14 protein-coding genes are annotated in these 16,297 nt (G+C 70.1%); 11 read left to right on the top strand and 3 right to left on the bottom strand.

All coding sequences use genetic code 11. The annotated features are described in order from the left end of the window. The first annotated feature begins 106 nt into the window (after positions 1-106). The 4 genes from G3T37_RS14040 (at position 107) to G3T37_RS14055 (ending at position 5,399) form a co-directional block, all read left to right on the top strand. Complete coding sequence (locus tag G3T37_RS14040) at positions 107-3,580, top strand: bifunctional proline dehydrogenase/L-glutamate gamma-semialdehyde dehydrogenase (RefSeq protein WP_163474529.1); 3,474 nt, start codon at positions 107-109, stop codon at positions 3,578-3,580. 65 nt (positions 3,581-3,645) lie between these two features. Then, a complete protein-coding gene (locus tag G3T37_RS14045; protein ID WP_163474530.1) occupies positions 3,646-4,764 on the top strand; it encodes an ROK family protein in 1,119 nt (372 codons plus the stop codon). 9 nt (positions 4,765-4,773) lie between these two features. Then, positions 4,774-5,124, top strand: coding sequence for a type II toxin-antitoxin system Phd/YefM family antitoxin (locus G3T37_RS14050; protein WP_241732470.1), 351 nt, complete (start codon positions 4,774-4,776; stop codon positions 5,122-5,124). Next, positions 5,121-5,399: a type II toxin-antitoxin system RelE/ParE family toxin gene (locus tag G3T37_RS14055; protein WP_163474531.1), complete on the top strand. Its 279-nt coding sequence runs from the start codon at positions 5,121-5,123 to the stop codon at positions 5,397-5,399. The genes G3T37_RS14050 and G3T37_RS14055 overlap by 4 nt, the downstream gene beginning before the upstream one ends. 12 nt (positions 5,400-5,411) lie before the next feature. Here G3T37_RS14055 and G3T37_RS14060 read toward each other — a convergent pair whose 3' ends face one another. Together G3T37_RS14060 and G3T37_RS14065 are read right to left on the bottom strand one after the other, a co-directional pair. Continuing rightward, positions 5,412-5,780: a GntR family transcriptional regulator gene (locus G3T37_RS14060; protein ID WP_163474532.1), complete on the bottom strand. Its 369-nt coding sequence runs from the start codon at positions 5,778-5,780 to the stop codon at positions 5,412-5,414. Between the two features lie 8 nt (positions 5,781-5,788). After that, complete coding sequence (locus G3T37_RS14065; RefSeq protein ID WP_163474533.1) at positions 5,789-6,226, bottom strand: Lrp/AsnC family transcriptional regulator; 438 nt, start codon at positions 6,224-6,226, stop codon at positions 5,789-5,791. 103 nt (positions 6,227-6,329) lie between these two features. Between G3T37_RS14065 and ddaH the strand changes: the two genes are divergently transcribed. Together ddaH and rocD are read left to right on the top strand one after the other, a co-directional pair. Then, positions 6,330-7,166 (top strand): dimethylargininase, encoded by an 837-nt coding sequence (gene ddaH, locus G3T37_RS14070; RefSeq protein WP_163474534.1) that lies wholly within the window; start codon positions 6,330-6,332, stop codon positions 7,164-7,166. Further along, positions 7,163-8,365, top strand: a complete 1,203-nt coding sequence (rocD, locus tag G3T37_RS14075) for an ornithine--oxo-acid transaminase (protein WP_174247791.1) — start codon at positions 7,163-7,165, stop codon at positions 8,363-8,365. Before ddaH ends, rocD begins: the two co-directional genes overlap by 4 nt. Before the next feature lie 67 nt (positions 8,366-8,432). On the opposite strand, the gene G3T37_RS14080 is transcribed toward rocD, so the two are convergent. Further along, on the bottom strand, positions 8,433-9,581 hold the full coding sequence (locus G3T37_RS14080) for an ROK family transcriptional regulator (protein ID WP_163474536.1): 1,149 nt from the start codon (positions 9,579-9,581) through the stop codon (positions 8,433-8,435). A 215-nt stretch (positions 9,582-9,796) separates the two neighbouring features. Between G3T37_RS14080 and G3T37_RS14085 the strand changes: the two genes are divergently transcribed. From G3T37_RS14085 to G3T37_RS14105, 5 genes are read left to right on the top strand one after another with little or no spacing between them, the layout of a single operon-like run. Next, positions 9,797-11,083, top strand: a complete 1,287-nt coding sequence (locus tag G3T37_RS14085) for an extracellular solute-binding protein (RefSeq protein WP_163474537.1) — start codon at positions 9,797-9,799, stop codon at positions 11,081-11,083. A 3-nt stretch (positions 11,084-11,086) separates the two neighbouring features. Beyond that, positions 11,087-12,040 (top strand): carbohydrate ABC transporter permease, encoded by a 954-nt coding sequence (locus tag G3T37_RS14090; RefSeq protein WP_194241663.1) that lies wholly within the window; start codon positions 11,087-11,089, stop codon positions 12,038-12,040. Beyond that, complete coding sequence (locus tag G3T37_RS14095) at positions 12,037-12,903, top strand: carbohydrate ABC transporter permease (RefSeq protein ID WP_163474538.1); 867 nt, start codon at positions 12,037-12,039, stop codon at positions 12,901-12,903. The genes G3T37_RS14090 and G3T37_RS14095 overlap by 4 nt, the downstream gene beginning before the upstream one ends. Then, positions 12,900-14,525 carry a glycoside hydrolase family 66 protein gene (locus G3T37_RS14100; protein ID WP_163474539.1) on the top strand — a complete coding sequence of 542 codons (1,626 nt, stop codon included), beginning with the start codon at positions 12,900-12,902 and terminating at the stop codon, positions 14,523-14,525. Before G3T37_RS14095 ends, G3T37_RS14100 begins: the two co-directional genes overlap by 4 nt. Next, positions 14,522-16,279: an alpha-glucosidase gene (locus tag G3T37_RS14105; RefSeq protein WP_163474540.1), complete on the top strand. Its 1,758-nt coding sequence runs from the start codon at positions 14,522-14,524 to the stop codon at positions 16,277-16,279. The genes G3T37_RS14100 and G3T37_RS14105 overlap by 4 nt, the downstream gene beginning before the upstream one ends. The last annotated feature ends 18 nt before the right edge of the window (positions 16,280-16,297 follow it).

Below are 16,297 nucleotides of genomic sequence, written 5' to 3' on the forward strand. Positions count from 1 at the left end.
GGTATTCCGATCAGTATCGTGCACAAACCATCGCTTTTCACGATGGATTGACGCGCGCACACTGGAACCGGAACCCCCGCCGAGTGAGAGGCATAGTCTCGTGAGCATGTCGAGCATCGATCCGCAGCCCGTCCACCACCCCGCGGACCTCGCGGACGAGGCGATCGCCACCGTGCGCCGCTGGCTGCAGGAATCGGCGAGCGTCGCGCCGGATGTGAGCGCCCAGCGACTGGCCGGCGTGCTCAAGGATCCGCGCGGTCTGCAATTCACCCTCGGCTTCGTCGACACGGTCGTGCGGCCGGAGGACGTGCACGTGGCCGGGGCCAATCTCGCGCGACTGGGGCGGATCATCCCGCGATTCCTGCCCTGGTACCTGCGCGCGGCGATCGCGGTCGGGGGCATCCTCGGCCCCGTGCTGCCGTGGATCGTGGTGCCCGTCGCGCGGCGCGTGCTGCGCTCGATGGTCAGCCACCTCGTGATCGACGCGCGCCCGGCCGAACTCGACAAGACCCTCGCCACCCTGCGCCGCCAGCGGGTGCGGCTCAACCTCAATCTTCTGGGCGAGGCGGTGCTCGGAGACGAGGAGTCGGACCGTCGACTGCGCGGAACCCGCGAACTCCTCGAGCGCGATGACGTCGACTACGTCTCGATCAAGGTCTCATCGGTCGTGGCGCACATGTCGATGTGGGGTTTCGAGCAGACGGTGCAGCGCGTGGTGGAGCGACTGACCCCGCTCTACGAGTACGCGGCCGTCTCCCCGACGCCCAAGTTCATCAACCTCGACATGGAGGAGTACCACGATCTCGACCTGACGATCGCGGTCTTCACGGCCCTGCTCGACCAGCCGCGCCTCGCGAAGCTCGAGGCGGGAATCGTGCTGCAGGCCTACCTGCCCGACGCGCTCGGCGCGCTCAAGAAGCTCACCGCGTGGGCGATCGAACGGCGGGCGCGGGGCGGGGCGGGCATCAAGGTGCGCGTCGTCAAGGGCGCGAACCTGGCGATGGAGCGGGTCGATGCCGCCCTGCACGGCTGGCCGCTCGCGACCCTGCCGAGCAAGCAGGAGACCGACACGAACTACAAGCGGGTACTCGACTGGGCGTTCACCCCGGAGCACACGGATGCGGTGCGCATCGGCGTCGCCGGCCACAACCTCTTCGACGTGGCGTTCGCCTGGCTCCTGGCCCGCCAGCGCCACGTCGACACCCGTGTCGAGTTCGAGATGCTGCTGGGCATGGCGACGGGGCAGGCCGACGCGGTCAAGCGAGCCGTCGGCGGACTCCTCCTGTACACGCCCGTCGTGCAGCCGCACGACTTCGACACCGCCATCGGCTACCTCGTGCGCCGGCTGGAGGAGAACGCCGACCCCGAGAACTTCATGAGCGGCGTCTTCGAGCTCGCGAGCAGCGAGGCGATCTTCGAGCGCGAGGCCGGCCGATTCCGCGCCTCGCTGGCCGGGCTGGATGACCCCCTCCCGACCCCCAATCGCACCCAGGATCGCTCCCACCCGAGCGTCGCGCCCTCCACCGTGGGCGCCTTCCGCAACGAGCCGGACACGGACTCCGCGCTCGCGGGCAACCGGGCCTGGGCGCTGCGCGTGCTCGAACGCAGTGCGGACTCCACCCTCGGCGTCGACACGATCGCGGCCGCCGCCGTGACCGATGCGGCCGCTCTGGAGACGATCGTCGCGGGTGCCGTCGCGGCCGGAACGGGCTGGGGAGCGACCCCGGCTCACGATCGCGCGCGCATCCTGCACGACGCCGGCGACGTGCTCGCTGCGTTCCGCGGGCGACTCGTCGAGGTGATGGCGAGCGAGACCGGCAAGACCATCGGCGAGGCCGACGTGGAGGTGAGCGAGGCGGTCGACTTCGCGCACTACTACGCGGAGCGGGCGCTCGACCTCGACCACGTCACCGGTGCACGGTTCGTGCCCTCCACACTCATCGTCGTCACCCCGCCGTGGAACTTCCCGGTGGCGATCCCGGCGGGCTCGGTGCTGTCGGCGCTCGCCTCCGGAGCCGCGGTCATCATCAAGCCGGCTCCGCAGGCGCGCCGCTGCGCGGCCGTCATGATCGAGGCACTGTGGGAGGCGGGCGTGCCGCGCGAGGTGCTCCAGCTCGTCGACATCGAGGAGGGCGAGCTCGGGCGGGCGCTCATCGCCGACCCCCGCGTCGACCGCGTCATCCTCACCGGCGCCTGGGAGACGGCGGCACTGTTCCGCAGCTGGCGGCCGGAGCTTCCGCTGCTCGCCGAGACGAGCGGCAAGAACGCGATCATCGTCACTCCGTCGGCCGATCTCGACCTCGCCGTCGCCGATGTCGTGCGCAGCGCCTTCGGGCACGCCGGGCAGAAGTGCTCCGCCGCCTCGCTCGTCATTCTGGTCGGTTCGGTCGCGTCGTCGGAGCGCTTCCGTCGTCAGCTCGTGGGGTCGGCACGGGCCGTGCGGGTCGGCTACCCGCAGGACCCGACCGTCGAGATGGGGCCGATCGTGGAACCCGCGCACGGCAAGCTGCTCTCCGCATTGACGGAGCTGGCGCCGGGCGAGGAGTGGCTCGTGAAGCCGCGCCAGCTCGACGAGACGCAGCGGCTGTGGTCGCCCGGCGTGAAGGCGGGGGTCGCGCCGGGGAGCGCGTTCCACCTCACCGAGTACTTCGGTCCCGTGCTCGGCATCATGACCGCGCGCACGCTCGACGAGGCGATCGCCCTGCAGAACGCGAGCGACTACGGGCTCACCGCGGGCCTCCACTCCCTCGACCCCGACGAGGTGGCCCACTGGATCGACACCGTCGACGCGGGCAACCTCTACGTGAACCGCGGCATCACCGGCGCGATCGTGCGCCGACAGCCCTTCGGCGGCTGGAAGCGCTCGGCGGTCGGGACCGGGGCGAAGGCGGGCGGGCCCAACTACCTGCTGACCCTCGGCAGCTGGGTCGCGGTTGCGGAGGAGACGGCGGATGACCTGCTCCTCGACGGCATCAGCGCACCGGTCGCGACCGTCATCACGCGCGCCCAGGCCGGCATGGAGTTCGAGGAGTTCGAGCGGGTGCGGCTGGCCGCCCTGCACGACCAGGAGGCGTGGGCGGCGGAGTTCGGCGTCGCGCGCGACGTGAGCGCGCTCGGCGTGGAGCGGAACGTCTTCCGCTACCGACCCGCCCCGATCACGCTGCGGCTCGCCGAGAACGGCGGCATGGGCGACCTCGTGCGGCTCATCGCGGCGGCGACCCTCACCCGCTCGCCCCTGTGGATCAGCAGCGCGACGCCACTGCCGACCGCCCTCGTCGAACTGTTCCGCACGCTCACCTCGCCCACATCCGTGCGCTCCGTCGTCATCGAGACCGACGCGCGATTCGCCGCCCGCGCTCAGTCGGGCGAACTCGACACGACCCGGGTGCGATTGGTGGGCGGGGATGCGGTGGCGCTCGCCGCGGCGGCGGGCGGGCATCCCGATCTCGCCATCTGGGGCGCGCCCGTCACGACCGCGGGGCGCATCGAACTCCTGCCCTTCCTGCACGAGCAGGCGGTGAGTGTGACGGCGCACCGCTTCGGCAACCCCGACCCGGGGATGGCCGAGCTCGTCATCTAGCGCGGGCGACGCCGTTCGGTGGAGAACTCTGACGGGCGCGCGGGGCGAACGACTATGCTCCACGCGTGCGAGAGCCGAGCGCGACGGCCGGGGCCGCGTGGCCCCCTCTGCAGGATGCCCAGCGCAGCGTCCTCCTCGATCTCCTCGTGCACGGCTCGCGCTCCCGCGCCGAGCTCGCGCGCCGCACCGGGCTGTCGCGGCCGACGCTCACGCGCCTGACCCGGGGCCTCATCGATCTGGGGCTCGTGGCCGAGGGCGAGATCCTGCCGCTCCCCGGGAGGGGACGCCCCTCCGAGATGCTGGAACTCCGGCCCGGCGCCGCGCACTTCCTCGGGGTGCTGCTGGCCGGCGACACCGTCCGCGCCGCCGTCACCGATCTCAGCGGAACGGTCGTGCACCGCGAGCAGCATCGACTCGACTCCCGTGACCTCACCGCCCTGGCCACCCTGCTCACGCGGGTGTCAGTGCGGCTCACGCCGCAGTTCAACCGGCTCTCCGCCCTCGGCGTCTGCGTGATCGGCGAGGCGCCGCGGCCCGATCCAATGGGGGATGACCGGCACTCGCTCCGCGACGCACTCCGTCAGGCGACCCGGCTCCCCAGCGCGATCAGGAGCCCGGTGCAGGCGCTCGCCTCCGCCCACCACTGGTTCGGCGCCGGGCTCGGGCGGTCGTCGCTCGCGCTCCTCGACGTGGGCGGCGGCATCGACTGCGGCCTCGTGCTCCGCGACGAGGTGATCGAGGGATCGCGCGGGCAGGCCGGGCGGGTCGGTCACCTCGCGGTCGACACGACCGGGCCCCGCTGCGACCGGGGGCACGCGGGCTGCGTCGCGGCGTACGCGACGGCCCGATCCCTCGTCGCCGGCTCCGGCATGCCCGACGCCAGCGTGGCGACCGTCGTCGCCGCGGCGCGCGAGGGCGATCAGCGCGCCCTGGCCGCGGTCCGCCTCGCGGGTACCGCGCTCGGGGTCGCGATCGCCCACATCGTGAACCTGCTCGACGTCGAGGTGGTCATCGTCGCGGGCCTCGGCGGGGCAGTGGTCGACCTCGCGCGCGACGAGGTGGGCGCCGCGATCGATTCCCGCCGCGACCCGCCGGGTGCCGCACCGCCGCTCGTCGTCTCCGCACCGGGGCCCGTCGACTACGCGCGGGCGGCCGCGATGAGCGCGGTGCGTCTCGTCGTCTAGGTGCGCGGCATGAGCAGCATGCGCGGAGTGACGGAATTGGCGTCTTTTTGGCCCGACAAAGTGGCCGAAAAAATGGCTAGAATGGATCCCATGCACACGGTCTCAGTCAGCGAAGCGAAGGACAAGCTCTCGACGTTGGTCGAGAGTGTCGAATCCACCCACGACGCAGTGGTGATCACTCGCCACGGCAAGGCCGCCGCGGTGCTCATCTCGCCCGACGATCTGGATGCGCTGCAGGAGACGCTCGCCTGGCTGTCCGACCCGGCTCACGCCGCGGAGATGGCTGAAGCCGAGGGTGACATCGCGAGCGGCCGCATGCTCTCTCTGGAGGAAGTGCGTGCTCAACTGGCACAGCGGTGACGGCCGCGCCGTATGAGGTCAGGCTCTCCCGGCCCGCGACGCGGGCGCTCGGCCGCCTCGATCCCAAGCTGGTCGACGCGGTCCTGAGATTTCTCGGAGGACCGCTCACTGAGAACCCGATGAGAGTGACGAAGCCCCTCGCCGCCGAGCTCGAAGGACTGCGGGCGGGCTACGTCGGCATCGCCTATCGCGTACTCGTTCGCATCGACGAGGACGCCCGCGTGGTGAACGTGCTGCGCATCGCGCACCGCTCCGACGTGTACGGCATTCGGTAGTCGCCCCGGGCGTCAGTCGCGCAGCGCGGCTCGGGCGTAGTCGAGCCCGAGTGCCGGATCGACGCCGAGGGCGCGGATGCGGTCGGCGTACACCCGCGCCGCCTCTTTCGCCTGTCGCTCGCGCGGGTCGCCCTGCGCCGCGACGAAGGAGCCGCTGCGCCCCCGGGTCTCGATGAAGCCGTCGGCCTCCAGCTCGCGGTAGCTGCGGGCGACCGTGCCGGGGGCGAGGCCGAGGGCCTCGGCGAGCCCCCGCACGGTCGGCAAGCGGATGCCCGCCGCGAGTTCCCCTGAGGCGATCCGCTCCACGAACTGTTCGCGCAGTTGCTCGAAGGGGGGCACGCTCGACCCGGGGTCGATGCGGAAGGAGGCGGGGTCGATCATCCGGCGGCTCAGTCGTGTGTGCGGTGGATCAGCCGGGAGAGCACGATCGCGCTGCGGGTGTGGTCGACGTTGGGCGCGATGCGCACCTTCTCGAGCGCCATCTCGAGGGAGGGGATGTCGCGCGAGCGCATGTGCACGATCGCGTCGGCGGAGCCCGTGACGGTGCCGGCGTCGACGACCTCGGGAACGCCGGAGAGGATGCGCTTGAGCTCGTCGGGCGCGACCGTGCCGCGGCAGAACAGCTCGACGTAGGCCTCGGTCGCCATTCCGTCGACGGCGGGGTCGACCTGGATGGTGAAGCTGCGGATGACCCCGTCGGCGACGAGCCGGTCGACGCGCCGCTTCACCGCGGAGGCGGAGAGCCCGATGACCTCGCCGATGTCGCCGTAGCCGGCCCGGGAGTTCTGTCGGAGAAGATCGATGATGCCGTAGTCGAGATTGTCCATGAGAGCAGCATATGGCGAATAACTGTGTCAAGACAGTCATTTGCGCTGATTTCTTGCGCTTCAAGCTCTGACATTGCGGATAGGTGCGTGAAACACTGGCATTATGACGATGACCGACACCACCTCCGCGACGCCGACGCGTATCGCCACCAAACGTACCGTTCTCATGTGCCGCCCTGACTACTTCACCGTCAGCTACCGCATCAACCCCTGGATGCACCCCGAGGCTCCCACCGACACGAGCCTCGCGGTGACGCAGTGGGAGGTGCTGTACAACACCTACCTCGAGCTCGGCTTCGACGTGCAGCTCATCGACCCGATCCCGGGCCTGCCCGACATGGTCTACGCGGCCAACGGCGGCTTCGTCATCGACAACATCGCCTACGGTGCGAGCTTCACCTACCCCGAGCGCCAGCCCGAGGGGCCGGCCTACATGGACTGGTTCTGCTCGCAGGGCTTCGACGTGCGCGTGCCCGAGAACGTCAACGAGGGCGAAGGCGACTTCCTGCTCGTGGGCGGGGTCATCCTCGCCGGCACCGGATTCCGCAGCGCCTCCGACAGCCACGCGGAGGTCGCGCGCATCTACGGACGCGAGGTCGTGAGCCTCGAACTCATCAACCCGAGCTTCTACCACCTCGACACGGCGGTGGCCGTGCTCGACGACAGCAACATCGCCTACCTGCCGAGCGCCTTCACCGAGGAGGGAAACCGCGTGCTGCGCGAGCTGTTCCCCGACGCGATCATCGTGAACGAGGAAGACGCCGCGGTGCTCGGGCTCAACTCCTTCAGCGACGGCTACAACGTCGTGATCGCCTCCCGGGCGAAGGACTTCGAGCGGCAGCTGCGCGAGCGCGGCTACAACCCGATCGGCGTCGACCTGAGCGAGCTGCTGCTCGGTGGAGGAGGGGTGAAATGCTGCACGCTGGAACTGCGTCGATGAGCGAGGCCGTCGAGGCGGCCGAACGCAATCTGGCCCACAACTACCACCCGCTCGAGGTGGTCGTCGAGACCGGCGAGGGCGCGTGGGTCACCGATGTGACGGGCCGCAAGTACCTGGACTGCCTGGCAGCGTACTCGGCGGTCAACTTCGGGCACGGGCATCCGGTGCTCGTCGCCGCCGCGAAGGCGCAACTCGACCGCATCACGCTCACCAGCCGGGCCTTCCACAACGACCGACTGGCGCCGTTCGCGACGGCGCTCGCCGCACTCGCCGGCAAAGACATGGTGCTGCCGATGAACACGGGGGCCGAGGCGGTCGAGTCGGGCATCAAGGTCGCTCGCGCCTGGGGCTACCGGGTGAAGGGCGTGCCGCACGACCGCGCGACGATCATCGTGGCCGACGGCAACTTCCACGGGCGCACCACCACGATCATCAGCTTCTCGAACGACCCGGATGCGCGGGCCGACTTCGGACCGTACACGCCGGGCTTCGTGAGCGTTCCCTACGGCGACGCGGCGGCGCTCGAGGCGGCCATCGACGAGAACACCGTCGCCGTGCTGCTCGAGCCGATCCAGGGCGAGGCCGGCATCGTGGTGCCGCCCGCCGACTACCTGCCCGCGGTGCGCGAGATCACCAGCCGCCGCAATGTGTTGTTCATCGCCGACGAGATCCAGTCCGGACTCGGGCGCACCGGTGCCACCTTCCAGTGCGACAACGTGGGCGTCGTGCCCGACCTGTACCTGCTGGGCAAGGCGCTCGGCGGCGGCATCGTGCCCGTGAGCGCGGTCGTGGGCAACCACGACGTGCTCGGCGTGCTCCAGCCCGGCCAGCACGGCTCGACCTTCGGCGGCAACCCGCTGGCCGCCGCGGTGGGGCTCGCCGTCGTGGAATTGCTCGCGACCGGTGAGTACCAGGAGCGCGCGCGACTGCTCGGCGCCCGGCTGCGGGCCTCGCTCGACCGTCTGGTGGGATTCGGCATCGTCGAGGTGCGCGGTGCCGGCCTGTGGGCGGGCATCGACATCGACCCCGCCCTCGGTACCGGACGACAGGTCTGCGAGCTGCTCATGGAGCGCGGTGTGCTGGCCAAGGACACGCACGGATCGACGATCCGCCTCGCGCCCCCGATCGTGGTGGAGGCGGCGGAGCTCGACTGGGCGGTCGAGCAGTTGGAGGCGGTGCTCGCGGAACTCCGCGGCTGAGCGGTGCGCCGGCCGTGTGGTGCCTCGGCCGGGCGGTGCGTCAGCCGGGCGGTGCGTCAGTCGGGCGTCAGGAGCGCTTACCCAGCACGAAGCGCTGGATCGCGATGACCGCGGCCCCGCGGCACCACTCCACGTTGTCGCCGGAGGTCGCCACGAGCGGAACGCGGCGCGCCCGCGGGTCGCGGTCGGCGGCGATGCCCTCCTGGATCGCGTCGGCGGCGACCTCGACGAGGCGCACGCCCTCTCCGCCCAGGATCACGAGCTCCGGGGCCGTGAGGTTGGCGATGGCCGCGATCATGCGCCCGAGCCCGCGGCCCGCGTCGTCGACCACGCGGCGGGCGGCGGGCTCCCCGGCGGCGGCGCGATCGAGCGCCTCGTCATAGTCGACCTCCTGCCCGAGGACCGCCGAGACGGCGGTGCTGATCGCCGTGCTCGTGAGCACGCTGCGCGCGCATCCGCGATGCCCGGCCGGGCACAGCGGACCGAAGGGGTCGAGGGGCCAGTGACCGACGAGGCCGATCCCGGAGTCGGCGTCCACGACGATCTCGTCGTGGATGACCGTGCCGTAGCCGATCCCCGCGCCGAGAGTGAGCACGGCGAACCGGTCGAGCCCGCGCCCCGCGCCGAACCAGTGCTCGGCCTCGGTGAACGCCACGACGTCATTCTCGATGACGGTGGGGATGCCCGTCGCGGTCTCGAGCAGCGTACCGAGCGGCACCTCCGACCACTCCAGGAAGGGCGCGGCGGTGACGACGGCGTGGTCGGCGATGAGGGCACCCATCCCGACCCCGAGCGCGGAGACGGTGTCGACCTTGCCGCGCAGGCGACCGACGACCTCGACGAGGGTCGCGATGACGGCGTCGGGGTCGCGGCTCGGCAGCACGGCGTGCTCGGAGGCGATGACGGCGGCGCGGAGGTCGGTGAGCACGCCGAGCACGTCCACTCCGGTGAGTTTGATGCCGATGAAGTGCTGGGACTCGGGCACGATGTCGAGCGGCCGGGAGGGGCGTCCGGCACGGCCATCCGTCTTCTCCTCCACCTCGACGAGCAGGCCGCTCTCGATGAGCGGGGTGCTGAGGCGGGTGAGCGATCCGGCGGAGAGGTCGAGCCGGCGGGCGATGTCGCTGCGCGAGATGGGACCGTGGATGAGCACCTCGAGGGCGACGGAGCGGGAGGCGCCGGTGTCGGGGGTCCACGGGGAGGTGGAGATGCGCATCCGACTCCCTTCCCTGACGGCCCACCGCGTCGTGCGAGTGCTCGCCTCAGCGTGCCACACGGAGAATACTTTCGTCAATGAAGATATATCGGGGAGAAACACGCCTGAAATCGACGCTTGACACCGAATTACTTTTGACATAGAAATAACTCCACCGCACGACGACAGCGCTGCGGATGCACAACGTGTCTTCACATCACGACAGGAGAATCGCAATGAAGCGTTCACAGAGGATCGGTCTGGCGGTGGCGACGGCGGCAGCGATCTCGCTCGTCATCGCCGGCTGCTCGGGCAGCTCGACCGACTCGGCCACCGGTACCAAGGCCAGCCCGATCACCCTCACCTTCTGGGGCAGCTACGGCAACGGTGGCAACTCCACCCAGCAGGATGCCCTCAACAAGACGTTGATCCCGGCCTTCGAGAAGGCGAACCCGGGCATCACCGTCAAGTACGTCGACATCGCCTACGACTCCCTGCTGCAGAAGCTCACCACGAGCGCCGCGGGCGGCCAGCTGCCCGACCTCGTGCGGGCCGACCTCGGCTGGGTGCCGCAGTTCGCGCAGCTGGGCGTGCTGGCCCCGCTCTCCGACACCATGTCGGACTACAAGACGCTCGCGGCCGCCGACTATCCCGGCAGCGTCGCCACCAACCTCTACAAGGGCAAGTACTACGGGCTGCCGCTCGACACCAACACGCGCGTGCTCATCACGAGCCAGGCGGCGCTCGACAAGGCGGGCGTCTCGGCCCCGCCCAAGACCTTCGCCGACCTCGAGGCGATGGGCGCGAAGCTCAAGGGAACCGGCGTCGATCTCTTCGCCGACAGCGGCCTCGGCGCCTGGAACATCTCGCCCTGGATCTGGTCGGGCGGTGGCGACATCACGAACGCCGACGAGACGAAGGCGACCGGCTACCTCAACAGCCCGCAGAACGTGCAGACGATCCAGATGCTCGTCGACCTGTACAAGGAGAAGCTGATCCCGAATCTGATCACCGGCAACCAGGGCGCCACGGGAACCTCCGACGGCCTGCCCAAGACGCAGTACGCCACAATCTTCGACGGACCATGGATGGCCGGCATCTGGGGTGGTCAGTACCCCGCCTTCAAGCCGATCTACTCGCCGATCCCCGCGGGTGCGGGCGGATCGATCAGCGTCGTCGGCGGCGAGGACATCGTGCAGACGGCGAGCTCGACGCACGCGGCGGCCGCGCAGAAGTTCATCCGCTTCACGCAGAGCGAGCAGTTCCAGATCGCGATGGCGAAGACGGGGCAGATGACCGTGCAGCCGGCGCTCGCCGACCAGCAGGCCCAGATCGCCGCGTACTACTCCGTGTACTCCGACCAGCTCAAGACGGCGAAGTCTCGCGTCGCGAGCCCCAACCAGAGCAAGATTGACACCGTGCTGTCGACGTCGCTCACGCCCGCCTTCCTCGGCAAGACCTCGGTCAGTGCCGCACTCGACGGCGCCGCATCGCAGATCGACGCACTGCTGGCGGGAAGCTAGCACTTGGCTCTCCTCACCTCGGATCAGCCCCGGGTGGACCGCGCGACAGGACCCGTTCCTGTCGCGCGGTCGCGCCGCCCGCGCTCCTCCGCCACGCCCTACCTCTTCCTTCTCCCCGGAGTCGCGATCTTCGTCATCGCGATCATCTGGCCGGCGCTGCAGGCCTTCCGCATGAGCTTCTACCACTGGCAGATCATGGCCGGCGCGATCAGCCAGTGGATCGGCGTCGACAACTACGTGCGGGCCTTCCGCGACCCGGCGTTCTGGCTCAGCCTGAGCAACAGCGGCATCTACATGCTCGCGACGGTGATCCCCCAGATGGCGATCGGGCTGTTCATCGCCGTGCTGCTGAAGCGCCGCAGCCCCAGCCAGCCGCTCTTCCGCGTGCTGTACTACCTGCCCGTGATCACGAGCTGGGTCGTCGTCTCGCTCCTCTTCAAGTACCTCTTCGCCGACCGCGGGCTCGTCAACTTCACGCTGCACGACTTCCTGCACCTCATGCACAGCGACGTCTCGTGGCTGTCCGAGCGGGGAACGGCCCTCATCGTCATCTGTCTCCTCGGAATCTGGAAGGGCGTCGGCTGGTCGATGATGATCTACCTCGCGGCGCTTCAGGGCGTGCCCGAATCCCTCGAGGAGGCGGCGCTCGTCGACGGCGCGGGTCCCTGGCAGCGGTTCCGCGCGGTCACCCTGCCGGCGATCAATCCGGCCACCGTCTTCCTCTCCGTCATGCTCGTGATCGGCGGGCTCAACGTCTTCGCGAGCGTCGAGCTCGTGACCGGGGGCGGCCCCGTCGGGCAGACGGATGTCGTGCTCAGCTACATGTACACGCAGGCGTTCCGCTACCTCGACTTCGGATACGGGTCGGCGATCGCGGTCATCCTCGCCGTTCTCGTGTTCGTGCTCGCCGTGCTGCAGCTGCGCATCACGCGCGACCGCGGGGAGGAGCTCGCATGACCGCGCTCGCCCCCCGCCTGCGCGCCCGGCCCCGCGCCGCCGCCGGCGCCGCCACCACCTTCCGCTACGTCGTGCTGATCGCGGGCGCGATCGTGATGGTCACGCCCTTCGCCTACATGGTGGCGACGAGCTTCCAGGGCCAGGCCTACGTGCTCACGCTGCCGCCGCAGTTCATTCCGAGTCACCCCACCACCGCGAACTACACGACCGCGCTGGGTGCCCAGAACTTCGCGCTCTACTTCCTCAACTCCGCGATCGTCACGATCATCTCGACCGCGCTCTCGGTGCTGCTCAGCTCGATGATGGCGTTCGCCTTCGCCCGCTTCCGGTTCCGGGGCAGGGAGGTCATCTTCCGGATCCTGCTCGCCGGGCTCACGATTCCCGCGGTGATGCTCCTGATCCCGCAGTACATCCTGGCCCGCGACCTGCACCTGCTCGACTCGCTCACCGGCCTCATCTTCTTCTACGTCGCCGGCTCGCTCTCGCTCAACACCTTCCTGCTGCGCGGCTTCCTCGCCTCCGTGCCCGCAGAACTCGATCAGGCGATGCAGGTCGACGGCGCCACCGCGTGGACGCGCTACTGGCGACTCGCCCTGCCCCTCGCGAAGCCGGCGATCGCGACGGCGACCATCTTCACCTTCCTGAACGGCTGGGACGAGTACCCGATCGCGCTGACCCTCATCAACAACCCCGACCACAGCACCCTGCCGCTCGCGATCGCCAACTATCAGGGGCAGAACGCGACGCAGTGGGGGCTCGTGTTCGCGGCGTCGCTCATCGCGGTCATCCCGGTCATCATCGTGTTCCTCGTCTTTCAGCGCTACTTCGTGCAGGGGCTCACCGCCGGGGCGGTGAAGGGATGACCGGCCCCGAGCTCCTCCCCACCCGCGCCCGCTACGCGGCCGACGAGCCCATCGTGCTCGAGGTGCGCGGCACCGATCGCCCGGGCACGGTCATCGTGCGCCACCTCGGCGACGAGGTGCTGCGCGCGCGGCACGGCGGTGGAGACACGATCGTGCTCGGCTGGCTGCCGATCGGCGGCTACGGCGTGGACTTCGTGGCCGACGACGGCACCGCGCTCCGCACCGCCGTCGACGTCGCCGGCTACGCCGGTGCGCGGCTGCGGTACGGCTTCGTGGTCGACTACTCGCCGGGCCGCGACCTCGCCGGGGTCGCCGACACGGTGCGGCGACTGCACCTCGACGGTGTGCAGTTCTACGACTGGGCCTACCGCCACGCCGACCTCATGGGCGGCGGCGCGGAGTACCGCGACGCGCTCGACCAGCCCATCTCGCTCGCCACCGTGCGGGCGCTCGTGCAGACGGTGCAGAACGCCGGCTCGCGGGCACTCGGGTACGCGGCCGTGTACGCCGTCGGCCCGGCGGAGTGGGGCGACTGGTCGCATCGCGCCCTGCTCACCGCGAGCGGGGCGCCCTACGGACTCGGCGACTTCCTGTTCCTGGTCGACCCGGCCGCGCCCGACTGGCGCGAGAGCTTCACGGGGCAGCTGGCGCGGGCGACCGCCGAGCTCGGCTTCGACGGCTTCCATCTCGACCAGTACGGGTATCCCAAGCGGGCGGTGCGGCCGGACGGCGAGGTGGTCGATGTCGCGGAGTCGTTCGGGGCGGTCATCCGCTCGGTGCGCGATCGCCTTCCGGAGTCGACGCTCGTGTTCAACAACGTCAACGACTTCCCGACGTGGCTGACCGCGACCGCGCCGCAGGACGCCGTCTACATCGAGGTGTGGGATCCGCAGCTCACGCTCGGTTCGCTGGCGCGGGTCGTCTCGCGGGCGCGGGATCTCGCGGGGGACACCCCCGTCGCGATCGCGGCCTATCAGCACGTCTACGACTCCGCCCCCGCCGAGGCGGCCGACCGCGCGACCGCGCTCACGATGGCCACGCTCTACTCGCACGGTGCCACGCAACTGCTCGCGGGCGAGGCCGACCGAATTCTCGTCGACCCCTATTACGTGCGCAACCACGTGGTCGAGGCGTCGACGGCGGCTCTGCTGAAGCGCTGGTACGACTTCTTGGTCGAGCACGACGAGGTGCTGCTCGATCCGGCGATCGTCGACGTCACCGGCTCCTACGCGGGCGCCTACAACGACGATTGCGACGTCTCCTTCCGCGGCGTCGCGGTCACCGAGGAGGCGCGTGCGGGTTCGGTCTGGCGGCGCATCACGGCGGCGGGCGACCGGCTCGTCGTGCACCTCATCAACCTCCGCGGCCAGGACGACGAGCTGTGGGATGCCCCGCGCCGCGACCCCGTGCCGCCCGGGCCGGGCACGCTCAGGTTCCGTCGCGTGGGCGTCGGAGTACCCCGGGTGCGCGCGGCCGACCCGGACGCGGCCGGGCGCCTCATCGAGCTGCCCGTCGAGCTCGACGGCGACTGGGCGACCGCGACCCTCCCCGACTTCACCCTCTGGCTCATGGTCGTCATCGACCCCGTGCCCGAACCGACAGAAATGCGAGAACTCCCATGACCGACGTCGCGACTACCCCCGCTCGCCTGGCGCACGACGCGGACTGGTGGAAGAGCGCGGTGATCTACCAGGTGTACCCGCGCAGTTTCGCGGACTCGAACGGCGACGGAATCGGCGACCTGCCGGGCGTGCTCGCCCACCTCGACTACCTGCACACCCTCGGTGTCGACGCGATCTGGCTCTCGCCGATCTACGCCTCGCCGCAGGACGACAACGGCTACGACATCAGCGACTACCGGGCGATCGACCCCGCCTTCGGCACCCTGGACGACGTCGACGAGCTCATCGCGCAGGCGCACGCCCGCGGCATCAAGATCGTGATGGATCTGGTGGTGAACCACACCTCCGACGAGCACGCGTGGTTCCGCGAGTCCGCCGGCGGCCGGGAGAGCGCGCGGCGCGACTGGTACATCTGGCGGCCGCCGCGGCCCGGGTTCGAGGGCGGCACCCCCGGCGCGGAGCCCAACAACTGGTCATCCTTCTTCTCGGGCTCGGCCTGGCAGTGGGATGCGGCCTCGGGCGAGTACTACCTGCACCTGTTCTCGCGCAAGCAGCCCGACCTCAACTGGGAGAACCCGGAGGTGCGAACGGCGATCTTCGAGATGATGACGTGGTGGCTCGACCGCGGCGTCGACGGCTTCCGGATGGACGTCATCAACCTCATCTCCAAGGTGCCGGGTCTGCCCGACGGAGTCGTCGCGCCCGGTGCCGTGTACGGCGACGGCACCCCGTTCTGCATCAACGGCCCCCGGCTGCACGAGTTTCTGCAGGAGATGCACGCGCGCGTCTTCGCGGGGCGGGTCGGGCAGCTGGTGACGGTCGGCGAGATGCCGGGGGTGACGGTCGAGGATGCCCGGCTCTTCACCGATCCCGCGCGCAACGAGCTCAACATGGTGTTCCAGTTCGAGCACGTCGACCTCGATCACGGCGCCCACAAGTTCGACCCGCTGCCCCTCGACCTGCGCGCGCTGAAGGGCTCGCTCGGCCGCTGGCAGGAGGGCCTGCACGAGACCGGGTGGAACAGCCTGTACTGGAACAACCACGATCAGCCGCGGGCGGTGAGCCGCTTCGGCGACGACGGCGCGTATTGGTCGCAGTCGGCGCGCGCCCTCGGCGCGGTGCTGCACCTCATGCGCGGCACCCCCTACATCTATCAGGGCGAGGAGCTCGGCATGACCAACGTGCCCTTCGCCTCCATCGACGAGGTGCGCGACATCGAGTCGCTCAACTTCTTCGCCGATGCGGTGGGGAACCGGGGGGAGAGCGCCGAGGTCGTGCTCGCGGGCATCCGTCACAGCGGTCGCGACAACGCGCGCACACCGATGCAGTGGTCGGCCGCGCCGCACGGCGGCTTCACGACCGGGCAACCGTGGATCGAGGCGAACCCGAACGCCGACCGCATCAACGCCGAGAGTCAGGTGGGCAGGGCGGGCTCGGTGTTCGAGTTCTATCGCGCGCTCGTGCGGATGCGTCACGACGACCCGGTGGTGGGCTACGGCGACATCAGGATGCTCGCGCTCGAGCATCCCGCCCTCGTCGCGTACTCGCGCGCCCTCGGTGACGCGCGCCTGCTGGTCGTCGCCAACTTCGGGGTCGAGCCCATCGACCCGGCGGGTGTCGACGAGCTCGACCCGTCCTGGGCGCGAGCCACGCTCGTGCTCTCGAACTATCCGGCGGCCGAGTTCGGCGAGCCGTTGCGCCCCTGGGAGGTGCGAGTGTTCCGGGAGCCCGGGTTAGCGGTAATCTCAAGCTGATCCGCGAGCGGGAGGTGA

The organism is Galbitalea soli, from assembly GCF_010686725.1.
GTDB classification, from domain to species: domain Bacteria; phylum Actinomycetota; class Actinomycetes; order Actinomycetales; family Microbacteriaceae; genus Galbitalea; species Galbitalea soli.